Origin of the sequence: Streptomyces meridianus, assembly GCF_023703325.1 — a bacterium.
In the GTDB taxonomy this organism is placed as follows: domain Bacteria; phylum Actinomycetota; class Actinomycetes; order Streptomycetales; family Streptomycetaceae; genus Streptomyces; species Streptomyces meridianus.
The window spans coordinates 57,959-74,476 of the sequence record NZ_JAMQGM010000026.1; the positions used below are offsets into that span (position 1 = coordinate 57,959).

The window sequence follows — 16,518 nt, forward strand, 5'->3', positions numbered from 1 at the left end:
GTGCGAGAAGAAGTTAACGAGGGTTATCAGCAATGTACTGAGCAGTGCCGCCTGCGGTCACCGCCGAACCGGTGTGACGGCGCGCACGTTGCGTAATCGTGCGTGAGAGCGTGGACTGGGCCCATGCTGACGCGCATCGACCACATCGGGATCGCCTGCTTCGACCTCGACAGGACTGTCGAGTTCTACCGTGCCACGTACGGCTTCGAGGTGTTCCACACCGAGATCAACGAGGAGCAGGGGGTGCGCGAGGCCATGCTCAAGATCAACGAGACGTCCGACGGCGGCGCCTCCTACCTGCAGCTCCTCGAGCCCACCCGAGAGGACTCCGCCGTGGGCAAGTGGCTGGCCAAGAACGGCGAAGGCGTCCACCACATCGCCTTCGGCACCGCCGACGTCGACGCCGACGCCGGCGCCATCCGCGACAAGGGAGTCCGGGTCCTCTACGACGAGCCCCGAACCGGTTCCATGGGCTCGCGGATCACCTTCCTGCACCCCAAGGACTGCCACGGCGTGCTCACCGAACTCGTCACCGCCGCGGACCCGTCCGGGCAGCACTGAGAAGCTGCTGTGCGACTCGGCCCCGAACAGGAGCGGGACAGCAGCTTCTGACGGCAACAGCCCCTGACCATCGCCTCCTGCGGCCGGTAGAGTGACGCATCGGCGGACGCGGGTCGGGGGCTGCGGCCCATGCCCCGCCGATGATCTGACACCATTCTCGAGATGGGCACGTACCGGAGAAGGGCAGTGCTGATCGGAGACCGGGCCGGCGCCTGGACGGGCAGGAGCCGCGCCGGTGTCGACGCAACCAGGGGACGGATGGGACCGCGCAGTGCGGGGCTACGACCGCTACGAGGCTGACGACCACCTCTCGAAGTTCGAAGCCGAGATGGAGCGGCTGAAGACCGAGCGGGAGAAGGCCGTCCAGCACGCCGACGACCTCGGATACCAGGTCGAGGTTCTGCGCGCCAAGTTGCACGAGGCGCGCCGCAACCTCGCGACGCGGCCTGCTTACGACAACATCAGTCACCAGGCCGAACAACTGCTGCGCAACGCGCAGATCCAGGCCGACCAGCTGCGCGCGGACGCCGAGCGCGAACTCCGCGAGGCCCGTGCCCAGACCCAGCGGCTCCTCCAGGACCAGGCGGAACGCCAGGCCCGGCTCGAGGCGGAGCTGCACGCCGAGGCAGTGGCCCGCCGCCGGCGCCTGGACGAGGAGCTGGCCGAGCGCCGACAGACCGTCGAGTCGCACGTCAACGAGAACGTCGCCTGGGCCGAGCAACTGCGCGCCCGCGCCGACTCCCAGGCCCGCCGCCTGATGGAGGAGACCCGGGCGGAGGCCGAGCAGGCCCTGGCCGCCGCGCGGGCCGAGGCCCACCGGCTGACCGAACAGACCCGGGAGCGCCTCGGATCCGAGGCCGCTGCCGCCCGCGCCGAGGCCGACGCCCTGCTGCGGCGGGCCCGCACGGACGCCGAACGGCTCCTCAACGCCGCCTCCAACCAGGCCCAGGAGGCCACCGACCACGCCGAACAGCTGCGGACGTCCGCCGCGCACGAGTCGGAACACGCACGCCGCCTCGCCGCCGAGACCACGCGGGGCGCCGAACAGCGCATGCGCGAGGCGGAGGAGGCGCTGCGCGAGGCGCAGGCGGAGGCCGACCGGCTGCGGGAAGAGGCCGCGGCGAAGGCGAGCAAGCAGATCTCGGCGGCCGAATCCGCCAACGAGCAGCGGATGCGCACCGCCAAGGCCGAGATCGCCCGGCTCGTCGGCGAGGCCACCAAGGAGGCCGAATCCCTCAAGGCCGAGGCCGAGGAACTGCGCAACGACGCCAAGGCCCAGGCGGAGCGCGTGCTCGCCGAGGCCCAGGAGACCGCGCGCACCAAGGCGGCCGAGGACTCCGCGGCGCAGCTCGCCGAAGCGGCCCGCAACGCCGAAGAGGTGCTCACCAAGGCCGCGGAGGACGCCAAGGCCACGACCCGGGCGGCGGCCGAGGAGGCCGAGCGCATCCGGCGCGAGGCGCAGGCGGAGGCCGACCGGCTGAGCTCTGAGGCCGCCGATGCGGCCGAGCAGGTCAAGGGCGCGGCCAAGGACGACACCAAGGAGTACCGGGCCAGGACCGTCGAACTCCAGGAGGAGGCCCGGCGGCTGCGCGGCGAGGCGGAGCAACTGCGCTCGGAGGCCGTCGCGGAGGGCGAGCGCATCCGCGGCGAGGCCCGCCGGGAAGCGGTGCAGCAGATCGAGGAGGCCGCCAAGAAGGCCGAGACGCTGCTGTCCAAGGCGAAGGCCGACGCGGACGAGCTGCGCTCCGGGGCGACCAGCGAGAGCGAGCGGGTCCGCACCGAGGCCATCGAGCGGGCGACCTCGCTGCGCCGGCAGGCCGAGGAGGCACTGGAGCGCGCTCGGACCGAGGCCGAGGAACTGCGCAACGACGCCTTCACCCAGGCGCAGCGCACAGCCGACGAGGCGGTCGAGGAGGCCAAGCAGCTGCGCGAGGAGGCCGAGAAGGCCGCGCGCGACCGACGCGAGGAGGCCGCGGACGAGCTCGAGCGGCTGCACGACGAGGCCGAGAAGAAGCTCACGACGGCCGAGGAGTCCCTGACCGAGGCACGGTCCGAGGCCGAGCAACTGCGGCGCGAGGCCTCCGAGGAGGCGGAGCGGCTGCGGGCCGAGGCCGCCGAGCGGATCCGGACCCAGCTCCACCAGGCCGAGGAGGAGGCGGACCGGCTGCGCGACGAGGCGGCCTCGGACGCCTCCGCCTCCCGGGCCGAGGGCGAGGCAGTCGCCGTGCGGCTGCGCAGCGACGCGGCCACCGAGGCCGAACAGCTGCGCACCGCGGCCAAGGAATCGGCCGACCGGATGCGGGAGGAGGCCAAGACCGGTGCCGAGCGCATCGGCGCGGAGGCCTCGGAAGCCCTGGAGGCGGCCCAGGAGGAGGCCGCCCGTCGTCGGCGCGAGGCCGAGGAACTGCTCGGTTCCGCCCGCGAGGAGGCGCACCAGGAGCGCACCAGCGCCCGCGAGCAGAGCGACGAGCTGCTTGCCTCCGCCCGCAAGCGGGTGGAGGAGGCCCAGACCGAGGCACAGCGTCTGGTCGAGGAGGCGGAGCGGCGGTCGGGCGAACTGGTCGGCGCCGCCGAGCAGACGGCCCAGCAGGTGCGGGACTCGGTGACCGGGCTTCACGAGCAGGCCGAGGCGGAGATCTCCGGGCTGCGGTCGGCGGCGGAGCACGCCGCGGCGCGTACCCGCGAGGAGGCTCAGGAGGAGGCCGACCGGGTCCGCCGGGACGCATACGAGGAGCGCGAGCGGGCGTCCGAGGACGCGACCCGGCTGCGCAGCGAGGCCCAGAACGAGACCGAGGCGGCACGGGCACTGGCCGAACGCACGGTCTCCGAGGCGATCGAGGAGGCGGACCGGCTGCGCGCGGAGGCCCGCGAGGATGCCAACCGGCGTCGCAGCGAGGCGGCCGAGCAGGCCGACCGGCTGATCGCGGAGGCCACCCAGGAGGCGGACCGGATCGTCGCCGAGGCCGAATCCGGCCGGCGGGAGGCCGCGGAGGAGGCGGAGCGCACCCTGGCGGCGGCGGACGAGATTCGCGACCGGGCGCGGGAGGACGCCGCGAAGCGCCGCAACGACGCGGCCGAGCAGGCGGACCAGCTCATCGCCCAGGCGCAGGAGGAGGCACTCCAGGCGGCCACCGCTGCCGAGGAGCAGGCGGACGCGATGGTCGGAGCCGCCCGCAAGGAGGCGGAGCGGATCATCACGGAGGCCACGAACGACAGCAACGCCCGGGTCGAGCGGTCCCGCACGGACGCCGACACCCTGCTGACCGAGGCCCGTCGCGACGCCACCGCCATCCGGGAGCGCGCCGAGGGGCTGCGGGCCCGGATCGAGGCCGAGGTCGAGGAACTGCACGAGCGGGCCCGCCGGGAGACGTCGGAGGCGCTCAAGTCCGCGGGCGAGCGGGTGGACAAGCTGGTCAAAGCCGCGAACGAGCAGCTGGCGGAGGCCGAGGAGAAGGCAAAGGAGCTCGTCTCCGAGGCCAACAGCGAGGCCGGCAGGGTGCGGATCGCCGCGGTGAAGAAGGCCGAGGGCCTCCTCAAGGAGACGGAGCAGAAGCGGGCGGCGGTGCTCCGCGAGGCCGATCAGACGCGGGCCGAGGCGGTCAAGGAGGCCGAGAAGCTGCGGGACGACGCCGCCAGGGAGGCGGAGCGCACCATCGAGGAGGGCAAGCGTGAGCTGGAGGTTCTCGTGCGCCGCCGCGAGGACATCAACGCCGAGATCTCCCGGGTCCAGGACGTTCTGGAGGCGCTGGAGTCGTTCGAGGTGCCCGGTGCCGGGGGCAAGGACAACGGCGTCAAGGCATCAGCGGGATCGACTCGTTCGGGTGGTAACCAGTCGGATGGGTAGTCAATGCGCGCCCGATGCCCTGATTCGGCCGCCTGAAAGCGAGGGATACGGACCGATGACCACCCAAAAGGGGGGTCATTCTCCAGATCAAAAGGGCATTGACTCGATGACACGCCGTCCCCGCCCCTAGGATTCCCCCCATCACCTCACCGGTCTCACCGACAGGAACCCCATGAGCGACACTTCCTCCCCCTTCGGCTTCGAGCTCGTTCGGCGTGGATACGACCGCGGGCAGGTGGACGACCGCATCACGAAGCTCGTCGCCGACCGTGACAGCGCGCTCTCCCGCATCACCTCGCTGGAGAAGCGCATCGAGGAGCTCCACCTCGAAACGCAGAACGCCACGGCCCAGGTCAACGACGCCGAACCGTCGTACGCGGGTCTCGGCGCGCGGGTCGAGAAGATCCTCCGCCTCGCCGAGGAAGAGGCGAAGGATCTGCGCGAGGAGGCCCGCCGGGCCGCCGAGCAGCACCGCGAACTCGCCGAGTCCTCCGCCCAGCAGGTGCGCAACGACGCCGAGTCCTACGCCACCGACCGCAAGCAGAAGGCCGAGGACGAGGGCGTCCGCATCATCGAGAAGGCCAAGGGCGAGGCCGCCGTCCTGCGCGCCGACGCCCAGAAGGACGCCCAGTCCAAGCGCGAGGAGGCGGACTCCCTCTTCGAGGAGACCCGCGCCAAGGCCGCGCAGGCAGCCGCAGACTTCGAGACGAACCTCGCCAAGCGCCGTGAGCAGTCCGAGCGGGACCTGGCCTCGCGTCAGGCGAAGGCCGAGAAGCGCCTCGCGGAGATCGAGCACCGCGCCGAGCAGTTGCGCCTCGAGGCGGAGAAGCTGCGCACCGATGCGGAGCGCCGGGCCCGGCAGACGGTGGAGACGGCGCAGCGCCAGGCCGAGGACATCGTGGCCGACGCCAACGCCAAGGCCGACCGGATCCGCAGCGAATCCGAGCGCGAGCTGGCCGCCCTCACCAACCGCCGCGACAGCATCAACGCCCAGCTGACCAACGTCCGCGAGATGTTGGCGACGCTGACCGGCGCCGCGGTCGCCGCCGCAGGGTCGCCGGACGACGAGTCGGCCACCCGCAGCGTTCCGGCGCAGCAGACGCGCTGACCCGGCCGACCCCGGGCCACGTCCCGGGATCCGTTCGGAACGGGCATCCGGTGAAGGTGTGTGCCTGAACGGGTGTCCCGCGCCGCCTGGGGCGGCGCGGGACACCCGGCACCGGTGCTCAGGCGTTGTCTCCCGACTCCGGCCCGGCTCCGCCCGCCCGGCACGCGATCCCCGCCCTCCGGCACGCGGTCCCCCCTGCCTTCGGCCGGGAGGCGCCCACCCGACGGCGTTGTCGAACGTCCGAGCAGCCCTCCCCCTGCCTGCGGCACGGGGAAAACCCGGAGGACGGCTCTCCGCCCTGCAGCTGCCCGCGCCGGACGCCGGAAGTCCCGCCCCAGCGGCGGCCGGCGCTGTTCGGGAGACGGGACCCGGTCCTCGCCGGGTGGCGGGGCCATGGCGGCGCGCTTAGCGTTGCCGCATGATCGAGCTCGAGGAGCTGACGAAGCGGTTCGGCGACACCCTTGCTGTCGATCGGCTCACCTTCGTCGTGCGTCCGGGAGTCGTCACGGGTTTTCTGGGGCCCAACGGTGCCGGGAAGTCGACGACCATGCGCATGATGCTCGGTCTGGACCGACCGACGAGCGGTGACGTCCGCATCGACGGGCGGCCGTACGCCGAACTGCGGGATCCGCTGAAGTCCGTCGGTGCCCTGCTCGACGCCCGGTCGTGGCACGGCGGGCGCAGCGCGTACAACCATCTGCTCTGTCTCGCCCAGAGCAACGGCCTGCCGCGGCAACGAGTGGCGGAAGTCCTGGAGACGGTCGGTCTCGGCGCGGTGGCGGCCAAGCGCGCCAAGGGTTTCTCGCTCGGCATGGGCCAGCGGCTGGGCATCGCGAGCGCACTGCTCGGGGATCCGCGGATCCTGCTGTTCGACGAACCGGTCAACGGCCTGGATCCCGAGGGCATCCACTGGATCCGGCATCTGATGCAGAAACTGGCGGCCGAGGGCCGTACCGTCTTCGTCTCCAGCCATCTGATGAGCGAGATGGCGCTGACCGCCGAGCACCTGATCGTCATCGGACAGGGCAGGTTGCTGGCTGACACCTCGATGGCCGCGTTCATCGCCGGGAACTCCCGTTCCTTCGTCCAGCTGCGCTCGCCGGACCACGAGCGGCTGCGGGAGGTGCTGCGCGACGCCGGTGTCACCGCGGTGGTGACCGCCGACGGTTCCTTCCGGGTGGACGCCGGCGATCCGGCGAAGCTGGGCGAACTGGCCGCAGAGCACCGGATCGTCCTGCACGAGCTCACCGGACGGCAGGCATCGCTGGAGGAGGCGTTCATGCAGCTCACGGCCGGTTCGGTGGAGTACCACGCGCACGATGCCGGTGCGGAACCGCCCCCCGGGCCGGAGGTGTTCGCGCCCGACCCGGCCACTGGCCGTCGGCCGCCGGCATGGGGCGAGGACTGGCGGCGCCGGCGCGGTAACGACACCGAGGGAGTCTGAGCGGATGGCAGCGGCACAGGTCCTCCAGTCGGAGTGGACGAAGATCCGGTCGGTGCGGTCGACGGTGTGGACGCTGGGCCTGGCGGCCGTGGTGACGTCGGCGCTCGGCGGGCTGATCAGTGTGCTCTCGCGCAACCGGTTCGACGAGCTGTCCGCATCGGAGCAGCTGCGGTTCGACGCGACGTACATCAGTTTCGCCGGGATGGGCCTCGGACAGCTCGCCATGATCGTCTTCGGGGTGCTGGTCGTTTCCAACGAGTACAGCACCGGCATGATCCGCGCATCGCTCGCCGCGGTGCCGCAGCGCGGCCTCTTCCTGGCCTCCAAGATCACTGCGGCCGCACTGCTCGCCTTCGTCATCGGTCTGGCCACCAGCTTCGTGACCTTCTTCCTGGGCCAGGCGCTGCTCGGCCCGTACCGCGCGTCGATCAGCGATCCGGGGGTGCTGCGCGCGGTCGTCGGGGGCGGCCTGTACATGACGCTGATCGCGGTGTTCTCGATGGGCGTCGCCGCGATGCTGCGCAGCCCTGTCCTCGCGCTGGGCATCCTGATGCCGTTCTTCTTCCTGATCTCCAACGTGCTCGGGAACGTGCCCGCGACGAAGGAGGTAGGCCAGTACCTGCCCGACCAGGCCGGCACCAAGATCATGCAGGTGGTGCAGCTGCCCGACGACGCACCGTACGGGCCGTGGGGCGGGCTGGCCATCATGGCCGCGTGGGTCGCGGCGGCACTCCTCGGCGGCTTCCTGACACTCCGGAGGCGGGACGCGTGAAGCCGCCCCGTGCTCCTCACCCGGGCGGCGGGTGACGGTACCCGTGCGCCGGCGCCGTGCTGAACTCCCCGACCCCGCTGGGGTGTCCGGGCCGGTGCCGCTGGCGTACCCGGGCCGTGCGCTCACGGAGCCGGCACTGCTCACGGACCGGACGCTGCTGGAACTTCTCGCCACGCCGGCACCGTTGCGCGCCTGGCGGGTCCTCGGCAGGGGCCCGCGGGCCGTCCGGCCCCGCCGGGAGCTGGACCGCGTGCTCTCCCGGCTGGGCCAGGCGACCACGGAACACCGCCGGCCGGTGATCGGGGTGGGGGCCAACGCCTCGCCGGACCGGCTGCGGCGCAAACTCGCCGCAGCCGGGAGACCCTGGGCGGTTCCCATGGTTCCGGTGCGGGTGAGCGGGGTGGCTCTCGGTTGCTCCGGGCACATCAGCCGCGGGGGCTACGTGGCGGCCGCACCGTACGCGGACGCCTGCGCCGAGGCCACGTTCGTCGTCTCGTGGCTGGACGACGACCAGCTCCGCACCGTGGACGTCAGCGAGTTCCCCAACTACCGGCGCGCGCTCCTGCCCGGCGAGCGGTTCGCCATGATCCTGCCGTCCGGGGAGCGGCTGGCAGCGGCCCACCTCTACGTCAGCGTGCACGGGGTGCTGGCGGACGCCGGCGGCCGGCCCGTCCCGGGCGGGGGGCCTCAGGCGGATCTGCTGAGCATGCTGCTCGGCGCCTCCGCGCGACTGCGGGAACTCCTCGGCCCCGGCCCGGACGCGTGGGTGGCGAAGGCGGGCGCCGACCGGTCGGTGCGCGAGCAGGGCACCCGGTTGCTGCGCGAGGAGGGCCGGGTGCCCGCCCGGAACGACTTCGCGGAGTACGGCTGACGAGCACGCCCCGGTGCCCCGGCCCGGGCCCCGTACCCCCGCCTGCCGGGGAACCGTCGACCCGCCGGTAGCCTCCTAAGCCTCACCGGGGGCTCTGCCCCGACCCGTCCGGCAAGGGACCTTCCATGATCGAGGCAGTCGGTCTGACGAAGCGCTACGGCGCCAAGACGGCCGTGCACAACCTGTCGTTCCGGGTACGGCCCGGCATCGTCACCGGATTCCTGGGGCCCAACGGCTCGGGCAAGTCGACGACGATGCGCATGATCCTGGGTCTGGACGAGCCGACCCACGGACATGTCACCATCGGCGGCCTGCACTTCCGCCAACTGGCCAATGCCCCGCGCCAGGTCGGTGCGTTGCTGGACGCCAAGGCCGTCCACGGCGGCCGGAGCGCGCGCAACCACCTGCTGTGCCTGGCCCAGCTCTCCGGGATTCCCGCCGGCCGGGTGGACGAGGTCCTGGGCGTCGTCGGCCTGCAGGGCGTGGCGGGAAAGCGCTCGAAGTCCTTCTCGCTCGGCATGGGGCAACGGCTCGGCATCGCCGCAGCCCTGCTCGGCGACCCGCAGGTGCTGCTCTTCGACGAACCGGTCAACGGCCTCGACCCGGAGGGCATCCTCTGGGTGCGCAACCTCATGAAGCAGCTCGCCGCCGAGGGGCGGACCGTGTTCGTCTCCAGTCATCTGATGAGCGAGATGGCGCTGACCGCCGACCATCTGATCGTGATCGGGCGGGGGCAGTTGCTCGCCGACATGAGCGTGCAGGAGTTCATCGCGCGCAACTCCGCGTCCTTCGCACGGGTGCGGACCCCGGACGGGAACGACGGCGAGCGGGAGAAGCTGACCGCCGCGCTCACTGCGGCGGGTGGTGAGGTGCACTCCGAGCCCGACGGCGCCTTCCGCGTGACCGGGCTCCCGCTCCCCCGGATCAGCGACGTCGCACACGCTGCGCAGGTCCGGCTGTGGGAGCTCTCCCCCCACCACGCGTCGCTCGAGGAGGCGTACATGGGGATGACGCAGGGGGCGGTGGACTACCGCGCGACGACCGACCCGAGGGCGGGTCTGCACGTCCCCCACGTCACCGGGGAGCCGCCGACGGCCGGCCGGGCTGCAACCGGGCTCCGGCCCGATGCCCATCGGGCCGGAGCTCAGCAACCGGGGCAGGCGCACCCGCCGGCCGCGGCAGGCGCACCCGGCCCGACCGCACGCGACCACCGCGACAGTGAGGACGAGCAGCGATGAGCACCCCCCGTCCGCAGCAGACCGAGGCGTCCGCCCCGGCACCCGCACCCGCCGACGGCCCCACGCACGACAACCCCGGCGGCCTCGCACCCGTCCCCGTCCGCCCGGCCGGTTTCGGGGACGCGCTGCGCTCCGAGTGGACGAAGATCCGCAGTGTCCGCTCCACCCTGTGGACGCTGGGCGTGATGCTGATCGTGGTCGTCGGCATCGGTCTGCTCACTGCCTGGGGGCTGAACGACAGCGCCTGGGTCGGTATGCCGCTGCTGGCCCCCGGCCTCTTCGGAATCATGCTCGGCCAGGTGTGCGTCCTCACGCTGGGCGTGCTGGTGATCAGCTCCGAGTACGGCACGGGAATGATCCGGGCCACCTTCACCGCCTGCCCGCGCCGTTCGCGGGTGCTCACGGCCAAGGCCGTCGTCTTCTTCCTGCTCTCCTTCGTCGCGACCGCCGTCGCGTGCACGGTCACGGCGCTCGTCAACTGGTGGGTACTCGGCGACCAGAAGGTTCCTCCGTTCCTGCGCGGCGAGGCCGCCGGGCGGTTCGAGGACTCGGTGAAGGACGGCCGGCTGATCGCCACCACCGGCGAGTGGCTGGGCGCCACGGTCGGCCCCGCGCTGTACGTGGCGCTGCTGGGCCTGCTGGCGCTGGCCGTCGGAGCACTGCTGCGGCACTCGGCCGGGGCTGTCACCACGATGCTGGGTGTCGTCCTGATGCCGCTGCTGCTGGCGCTGTTCATGCAGTCCGCAAGTCTGAAGCCGGTGCAGGAGAAGCTCATCGAGTACTCGGCGCTCAACGCGCTCGCGTCCTTCTACCGCATCCCGATGAGCGACGGCAGCGGAAACGGCTGGGACATGCTGGGCATCCTCGCGGCCGTCACGGCGGTGGTGCTGGGCGGCGCGTACGCCCTGATCGCCAAGCGCGACGTATGACCTACGGGGCCCGCCGGCCGAGCCCTGCCCCGGGCAATCAGTAGCGCGGCGCGTTACGGGACCGCTGCACCCGCGCGGTGCGGCGGTCCTTCGCGTTCCAGCAGGCCCGGTGCCAGTGCCGGCGATCCTCCACCGGCAGGTGCCGCGCCCAGGCGACGACGTGCGGGACGCCCGGCGGAATCTCCTGGTCGCATCCGGGGCAGCGGTAGTGCTTCGCCGCCGCGCCACCCCCTATCTGCCGCACCACCCACTCCTCGCCCTGCCAGGTCTCGGTGCGTTCCAAGCCGTAGCGGTCGCCGCCCTCCGCACGGACGGGGTGGCTGGTGCGATGGCCGGGTGGCCGGTTGCGGCGCGGGGACACGGGAACCTCGCCAAGTCGGTCCGGGGGCGGGAACGGGAGCCGTTCCAGCCTACGCGGGACGCCCGGACAGCCGTGACGCCCGATCCCTGTCCGTTCCCCGGATAATCGGCCAAACTCTGTGGCAGGCCGTGCCTTCGGCACGTGTCAGGCGTTGTTGCCATGGAGGGGGACTTCGCATCGGCCGCAAGGAGGCACAAGCGGTGCGTGTTGGAGCATTTCTACTCGCCGCCCAGTTCCCGGGCCAGGGGCCGGGCGAGGCGTTGCACCGGGTCGAGCGGGCCGCCGAGACGGCGGAGGCAGCCGGCCTGGACGCGCTCTGGCTGGCCGAGCACCACTTCGTGCCGTACGGCGTCTGCCCGTCCGCGGTGACCCTGGCCGCCCTGCTGCTGGGCCGCACCCGGCGGATCGGGGTGGGCACGGCGGTCAGCGTGCTGCCGACCGCGCACCCCGTGGCACTCGGCGAACAGGCGGCACTGCTGCATCTCACCTCCGGCGGGCGGTTCACCCTGGGGGTCGGCCGCGGGGGCCCCTGGGTGGACCTGGAGGTGTTCGGCTCGGGGCTGGCGGCGTACGAGCGGGGCTTCCCGGAATCACTCGATCTGCTGATGCGGTGGCTGCGGGAGCGACATGTCGGCGCGGCCGGCGAGCGGTTCGCCTTCCGCGAGGTGGCGGTGGTCCCGCGTCCCTCCGAGTCCGCCGAAGCGCCGCAGGGCCCTCCCGTGGTCGTCGCCTGCACCTCGCCGGCGACCGTACGGCTGGCCGCCGGACGCGGCCTGCCGATGCTTCTCGGCATGCACAGTACGGATGAGGAAAAGGCCGGAATGGTCGCCCTGTGGCGCCGTCATGCCCGGGAGGCGGGGCGGTCACCCGAGGAGATCGCGGACGCGGAACACGTGTCGGCGGGCGTCGTCCAGATCGCCGACCGGCGCGAGGACGCCGTTGAGAGCCTGACCAAGGCGATGCCGGGCTGGCTGCGCACGGGACTCAACGCCCACATCACCGTCGACGGCCGGCAGCGGCGCATGCGCGATCCGCACGACTACACCGACTTCCTCTGCGAACTGCACGCCGTGGGACCGCCGCAACTCTGTGCCGACCGGCTCACCGCAACCGCCGAACGGACCGGAATCCGCCGCTTCGCGCTGCTCACCGAGGGCAGCGGGGATCTCGCAGCCACCGTCGAGAACGTGCGGCGACTGGGCTCGGACGTGCTCCCCCTGCTGTCCTGATCCGGGGCCGGTCGCCGGGCCGCTGCCGCACCCCCTTCCGGAACAACTCCCGGGGAGCAGCAGCGGCCCGGACTTCAGCAGTCCCTCAGTGTGGGCGACTGGTTGAGCAGTTGGCCGCGCACCGACGTGAAGCGGGCCAGCCGCTCGTCGGCCGAGGCATCCAGCGGGAACGCGGCCACGCGGTGGCAGTTCTGGAACGCGAGCCGCACCCCGAAGTGACGCTGCAGTGCACCACGTATCGCGTCACTCGCCAGGGCACGGAGCAGCTGGCCACGTGCCTGCTCGTCCGGCGGCGGAACCTGGTTGTCGGCGAACTCTCCGCCGTCCACCTCGAGCCGGGCCACCAGAGAGCTGATCAGCTGCCACGCATAGGGCAGTGAGTTCCGGACGCAGTCGATGAATTCCGCTTCATCGACCTCGCCTCGCTCGGCCCTCTCGAGCAGGGCCGGTGAGACGTCGAGCGACATGGGGTTCTCCTCTCGCGACCCCGGCAAGGGGTCTGAAGCCCCACGGTCCGGGCCGCGGACCTCGCGGACTCCGGATCGTGCGACCACGGGCAGGGAAGGGAAAAGAAGCCGTCGTCACGCACCGTACGCGCACAACCGCTCCGCGCTGCAACGGTATTCCTGGCATCGCGGTCGCACCAGGAGAATGCACACACAACCAGCCACTACCGAACGGGCTCATCCGGGGCGAATCGCGTGGAGCGACGGCGGTCGAGTAGCGTGGCCGACCATGCGTCTCGTCATTGCCCGCTGCTCCGTGGACTACGCAGGCCGGCTCACCGCCCACCTCCCATCCGCCCCTCGTCTCATCCTGGTCAAGGCGGACGGCAGCGTGTCCGTCCACGCGGACGACCGGGCCTACAAACCCCTCAACTGGATGTCCCCGCCGTGCGCCCTGAAGGAGGGGGACGACCAGGTGTGGACGGTGGTGAACAAGGCCGGGGAAAAGCTCATCATCACGATGGAGGAGATCCTCCACGACTCCTCGCACGAACTCGGCGTGGATCCGGGCCTGATCAAGGACGGTGTGGAGGCGCACCTGCAGGAGTTGCTCGCCGACCGGATCGAGACCCTCGGCGAGGGCTACTCGCTGATTCGGCGTGAATACCCCACCGCCATCGGCCCCGTGGACATCCTGTGCCGCGACGCGGACGGCACGACGGTCGCCGTCGAGATCAAACGGCGCGGCGAGATCGACGGCGTGGAGCAGCTGACCCGCTACCTGGAGCTGCTGAACCGGGATCCCCATCTCGCCCCGGTCAAGGGAATCTTCGCGGCTCAGGAGATCAAGCCCCAGGCACGTGTTCTGGCGACCGACCGGGGCATCGGCTGCGCCGTTCTCGACTACGACGCGCTCCGCGGCATCGAGGACGACAAGCTGCGGCTGTTCTGACGGCCGGATCCTCCCGGGTTTCCGCCGCGCACACCGCCCTTCGCTCCCGCGGCCGCTGATCCGGCCGCGGGCAGGGCGTCACTCCCCCAGCGGTATCTCGACGATCTCCGAGGGGCTGGAGGTCGGCGTGGGTACCGGGTCCTCGGATTCCGAAGGCGACGACTCGCTGGGCTCCGGCGAGTCGCTGGGGTGGCTGGGCTTCTGGGTGGGCCGGTCGGTGGGCGTGCCAGGGTCATCGCTGGGCGTACCCGGACGCGGGGACGCCTTGCGCTCACGCCCGCCCGGGTCGTCGCTCGACGGGGAACGGTCCGACACCGACCGGGCGCCGGCGCCGGCTCCCTCCCGCCTCTCGGACCCGACTGCCCCTCCGCTCCCGTCGCGGTCACCGGAACCCGCCCACGGGTCGTCGGTGAAGAGGTCGCCGCCACCCGCGTCGCCGCCCGCATCGGGCTGCTCGTTGTGCGTCCGGCCGCCCCGGCCGTCGTCCCGGCCGGAGGAGGAGCCGAGCGCCACGACGGTCCCGAGCACTGCGGTGAGGAGTGCTCCGGCGCCGATCGCGACGGCGTTGCGGTGCCGGCCCTCGTGCTTGCGGTGGACCCCCGGGCGCTGCCCGAGGGGTTCGGGCATCCGTTCGTCGGGGACTCCGACGGCTTCGCCCTTCGCCGGGGTGTCGAACAGGCGGAGTCCGGAGGACTCGTCCGCGGCGCGGGCCGCCGAAAGGCCGCCGGCGATCGAGTCCGGTCCCTCGCGGCGGGCCGCGCGCAGCGACTCGATGGCTGCTGCCCGGTTTGCCGCAGCACGTTCCGCGGCGGTCGGCAGGGCCTCGGTCCGCTCCCCGGCGGGCTGCCCGAGCGCGGCTGTGCCGACCCGGGTGCCCGCGGGCGGCGTCGATGTCCCGGTCACGTGGTCGAAGCCCTGCGTGTGGTCCTCCACCAGCGCGAGCGCACGACGCCCCGCAACCGCTCCGTGCTTGTCGGCGAGCGCTCCGCGCAGCGCGATGGACGCCTCCAGCTCCGCGCGGGCCCGGTCCACGCTGCCGCTGCACAGCGCGAGGACGCCGAACTCGTGGTGAAAATAAGCCTCTTCGGGAACGTCGCCGGAGATCCGGGCCGCCTCCTGCCCCTGCCGCAGCACCCGCTCCCAGGCGCTCCACTGCAGCGCGGCGGCGAACATCGGCGCCGTGCTGCGCGCGAGCCGGACCGCGGCAGCCGCGTGCACCGGGTCGCGCCCGGCCACGAGCGCACCGAGGGCCGCGAGGACCACGCTCGCCTCGGCCGCGACGCGGCCGGGCGTCACGGAACCGTCCTCGGCCCATCGGGCGTAGTGGTCCGCGGTGGCGCGGGCCCGCTCCACCGCGCCCGTTCCGTGGCCGGACGCCTCGAGTTGGGCGAGCACACCGGCGGCCAGCCGGTACTGGGGTCCGGCCGCCGTGACCAGGCCGCAGTCGAGCAGTTCGCCGAGGGCCGCATCCGCGTAGGCGTCACCGGTCAGGGCGGGCAGATGCGTCTGGTCCGGGCACTCGCCGCCCAGGGCCACTGCGAAGCGCAGGGCGCTGCGGGCGGGTTCGCTCAGCCGTCCGGCGAGCAGCCCCACCGGGGCGGCGGCCTCGGCGAGCGGGGGCAGGGGGGTCAGGGCGGCGAGGGGCTCGAAGGCGGCGAAGAACTCCTCGTCGCTCTCGGAGGTGTTGCGGCCGGGCAGCGCCGCATCGCGGTTGCGCAGGATCGCGGCGGCCTGGAGGAAGCGCAGCGGCAGGCCCTCGGACTCGAACCACAGGTCCGCGGCCCAGGCTGCCTCGTCGCCGTCCAGCGGACGCTGGGCTGCCCTTGCGAGCACGTCAAGGCTGTCCGAGCGGCTGAGGCCGGTGAGGAAGAGTTCCTCGACCCGGGCGTTCGCGGAGGGGGCGGGGACGTCCGGGGTGGCGGATATCAGCAGCGCGCAGTCGGGTACGGCGTCGAGGAGTTCGTCGAGGGCGCTGCCGCCGAACTCGAGGTCGTCGACGACGATGACGGCACCGATGCCGCGGACGGTCTCCAGCAGCCGCTCACGCCCGGGACGTTGGTCCGCCGCGTCGTGGAACAGTGCGAAGAGTTCGTGGAGCAGGTCGAGGGCGGCCCGGTGCCGGCCGGAGACCCGGACCACACCATCGGGGGCGAGATCCGCGCAGTCCCCCGCGACGGCTTCCAGCAGGCTGCTGCGCCCGGAGCCGGCCGGCCCGGTGACCCGCACGGATCGGCCCTGGGACAGCAGCCGGTGGAGGCTCATCCGTTCCTCTTCCCGGCCGAGCAGCGGGATGTGGGGCACGGTGCGGCCGACCGGCGACGGCGGCCGCGTCTCGGCATTCCGGCGCTCGCGGACATCCGGGCTGCTGCGCACCGGTGTTCCGGGCCGGGAGCCGGGCGGGCAGGGTTCCACTTCGCTGCCGTCGACGGGGTTGAGCGTCAGCACGTGGTCCCCGGCGAGGATCCGCACCAGCCGGTCACGGGCCGGCGCCGGGGCACTCTGCGCGGAAGCGGCGATGGGGTCTCCGGACGACAGATTCCGGCGTTCGCTGCCCCCGAAGCCTCTCCGGGCTCCGGAGTCCTGACCATCCCGTGCGTACTCCTCCGGTGCCCGGTTCATCGGGTCCATGGTCCAGCTCCCAGATGCGTCGCGTGCCGTCTGCGGCCCGCTGCCCGGATTCCGTTTTGCGCGGGGGCACGGGTGGGCGGCAGGGATCCGAACCCTAGACGGTTATCGCGCCCGGCAGAACAGGCGGGGCCTTCT

Annotated in this window: 13 protein-coding genes; 10 read left to right on the forward strand and 3 right to left on the reverse strand. The window is 72.5% G+C overall.

The window, feature by feature from the left end; genetic code table 11:
• Positions 1-123: 123 nt before the first annotated feature.
• From mce to M1E25_RS12410, 8 genes are all read left to right on the forward strand, one after another.
• On the forward strand, positions 124-561 hold the full coding sequence (mce, locus tag M1E25_RS12375) for a methylmalonyl-CoA epimerase (protein ID WP_251414165.1): 438 nt from the start codon (positions 124-126) through the stop codon (positions 559-561).
• Positions 562-832: 271 nt separating this feature from the next.
• Positions 833-4,405, forward strand: a complete 3,573-nt coding sequence (scy, locus tag M1E25_RS12380; protein ID WP_308290420.1) for a polarized growth protein Scy — start codon at positions 833-835, stop codon at positions 4,403-4,405.
• 172 nt (positions 4,406-4,577) lie between these two features.
• Positions 4,578-5,513, forward strand: coding sequence for a coiled-coil domain-containing protein (locus tag M1E25_RS12385; protein ID WP_251414166.1), 936 nt, complete (start codon positions 4,578-4,580; stop codon positions 5,511-5,513).
• Positions 5,514-5,931: 418 nt separating this feature from the next.
• Entirely contained in the window at positions 5,932-6,957 is a 1,026-nt protein-coding gene (locus tag M1E25_RS12390; RefSeq protein ID WP_251414168.1) for an ATP-binding cassette domain-containing protein, read from the forward strand.
• 4 nt (positions 6,958-6,961) lie between these two features.
• On the forward strand, positions 6,962-7,729 hold the full coding sequence (locus tag M1E25_RS12395; protein ID WP_251414170.1) for an ABC transporter permease: 768 nt from the start codon (positions 6,962-6,964) through the stop codon (positions 7,727-7,729).
• 94 nt (positions 7,730-7,823) lie between these two features.
• The gene (locus M1E25_RS12400; protein WP_251414172.1) at positions 7,824-8,600 is read left to right on the forward strand and encodes a hypothetical protein; all 777 of its coding nucleotides are present in this window, start codon (positions 7,824-7,826) and stop codon (positions 8,598-8,600) included.
• A 125-nt stretch (positions 8,601-8,725) separates the two neighbouring features.
• Positions 8,726-9,838, forward strand: coding sequence for an ABC transporter ATP-binding protein (locus tag M1E25_RS12405; RefSeq protein ID WP_251414174.1), 1,113 nt, complete (start codon positions 8,726-8,728; stop codon positions 9,836-9,838).
• Positions 9,835-10,767 carry an ABC-2 transporter permease family protein gene (locus tag M1E25_RS12410; RefSeq protein WP_251414176.1) on the forward strand — a complete coding sequence of 311 codons (933 nt, stop codon included), beginning with the start codon at positions 9,835-9,837 and terminating at the stop codon, positions 10,765-10,767. The genes M1E25_RS12405 and M1E25_RS12410 overlap by 4 nt, the downstream gene beginning before the upstream one ends.
• 37 nt (positions 10,768-10,804) lie before the next feature.
• Here M1E25_RS12410 and M1E25_RS12415 read toward each other — a convergent pair whose 3' ends face one another.
• Positions 10,805-11,128, reverse strand: a complete 324-nt coding sequence (locus M1E25_RS12415; protein ID WP_251414179.1) for an Rv1322 family protein — start codon at positions 11,126-11,128, stop codon at positions 10,805-10,807.
• 200 nt (positions 11,129-11,328) lie between these two features.
• Here M1E25_RS12415 and M1E25_RS12420 point away from each other — a divergent pair, with 200 nt between their 5' ends.
• Positions 11,329-12,357, forward strand: coding sequence for an LLM class flavin-dependent oxidoreductase (locus M1E25_RS12420; protein ID WP_251414182.1), 1,029 nt, complete (start codon positions 11,329-11,331; stop codon positions 12,355-12,357).
• Between the two features lie 74 nt (positions 12,358-12,431).
• Here M1E25_RS12420 and M1E25_RS12425 read toward each other — a convergent pair whose 3' ends face one another.
• Positions 12,432-12,824, reverse strand: a complete 393-nt coding sequence (locus M1E25_RS12425; RefSeq protein ID WP_251414185.1) for an SCO5389 family protein — start codon at positions 12,822-12,824, stop codon at positions 12,432-12,434.
• A 268-nt stretch (positions 12,825-13,092) separates the two neighbouring features.
• Between M1E25_RS12425 and nucS the strand changes: the two genes are divergently transcribed.
• Complete coding sequence (nucS, locus tag M1E25_RS12430; RefSeq protein WP_251414189.1) at positions 13,093-13,755, forward strand: endonuclease NucS; 663 nt, start codon at positions 13,093-13,095, stop codon at positions 13,753-13,755.
• 78 nt (positions 13,756-13,833) lie between these two features.
• Here nucS and M1E25_RS12435 read toward each other — a convergent pair whose 3' ends face one another.
• The gene (locus M1E25_RS12435; protein ID WP_251414192.1) at positions 13,834-16,374 is read right to left on the reverse strand and encodes an ATP-binding protein; all 2,541 of its coding nucleotides are present in this window, start codon (positions 16,372-16,374) and stop codon (positions 13,834-13,836) included.
• Positions 16,375-16,518: the final 144 nt, after the last annotated feature.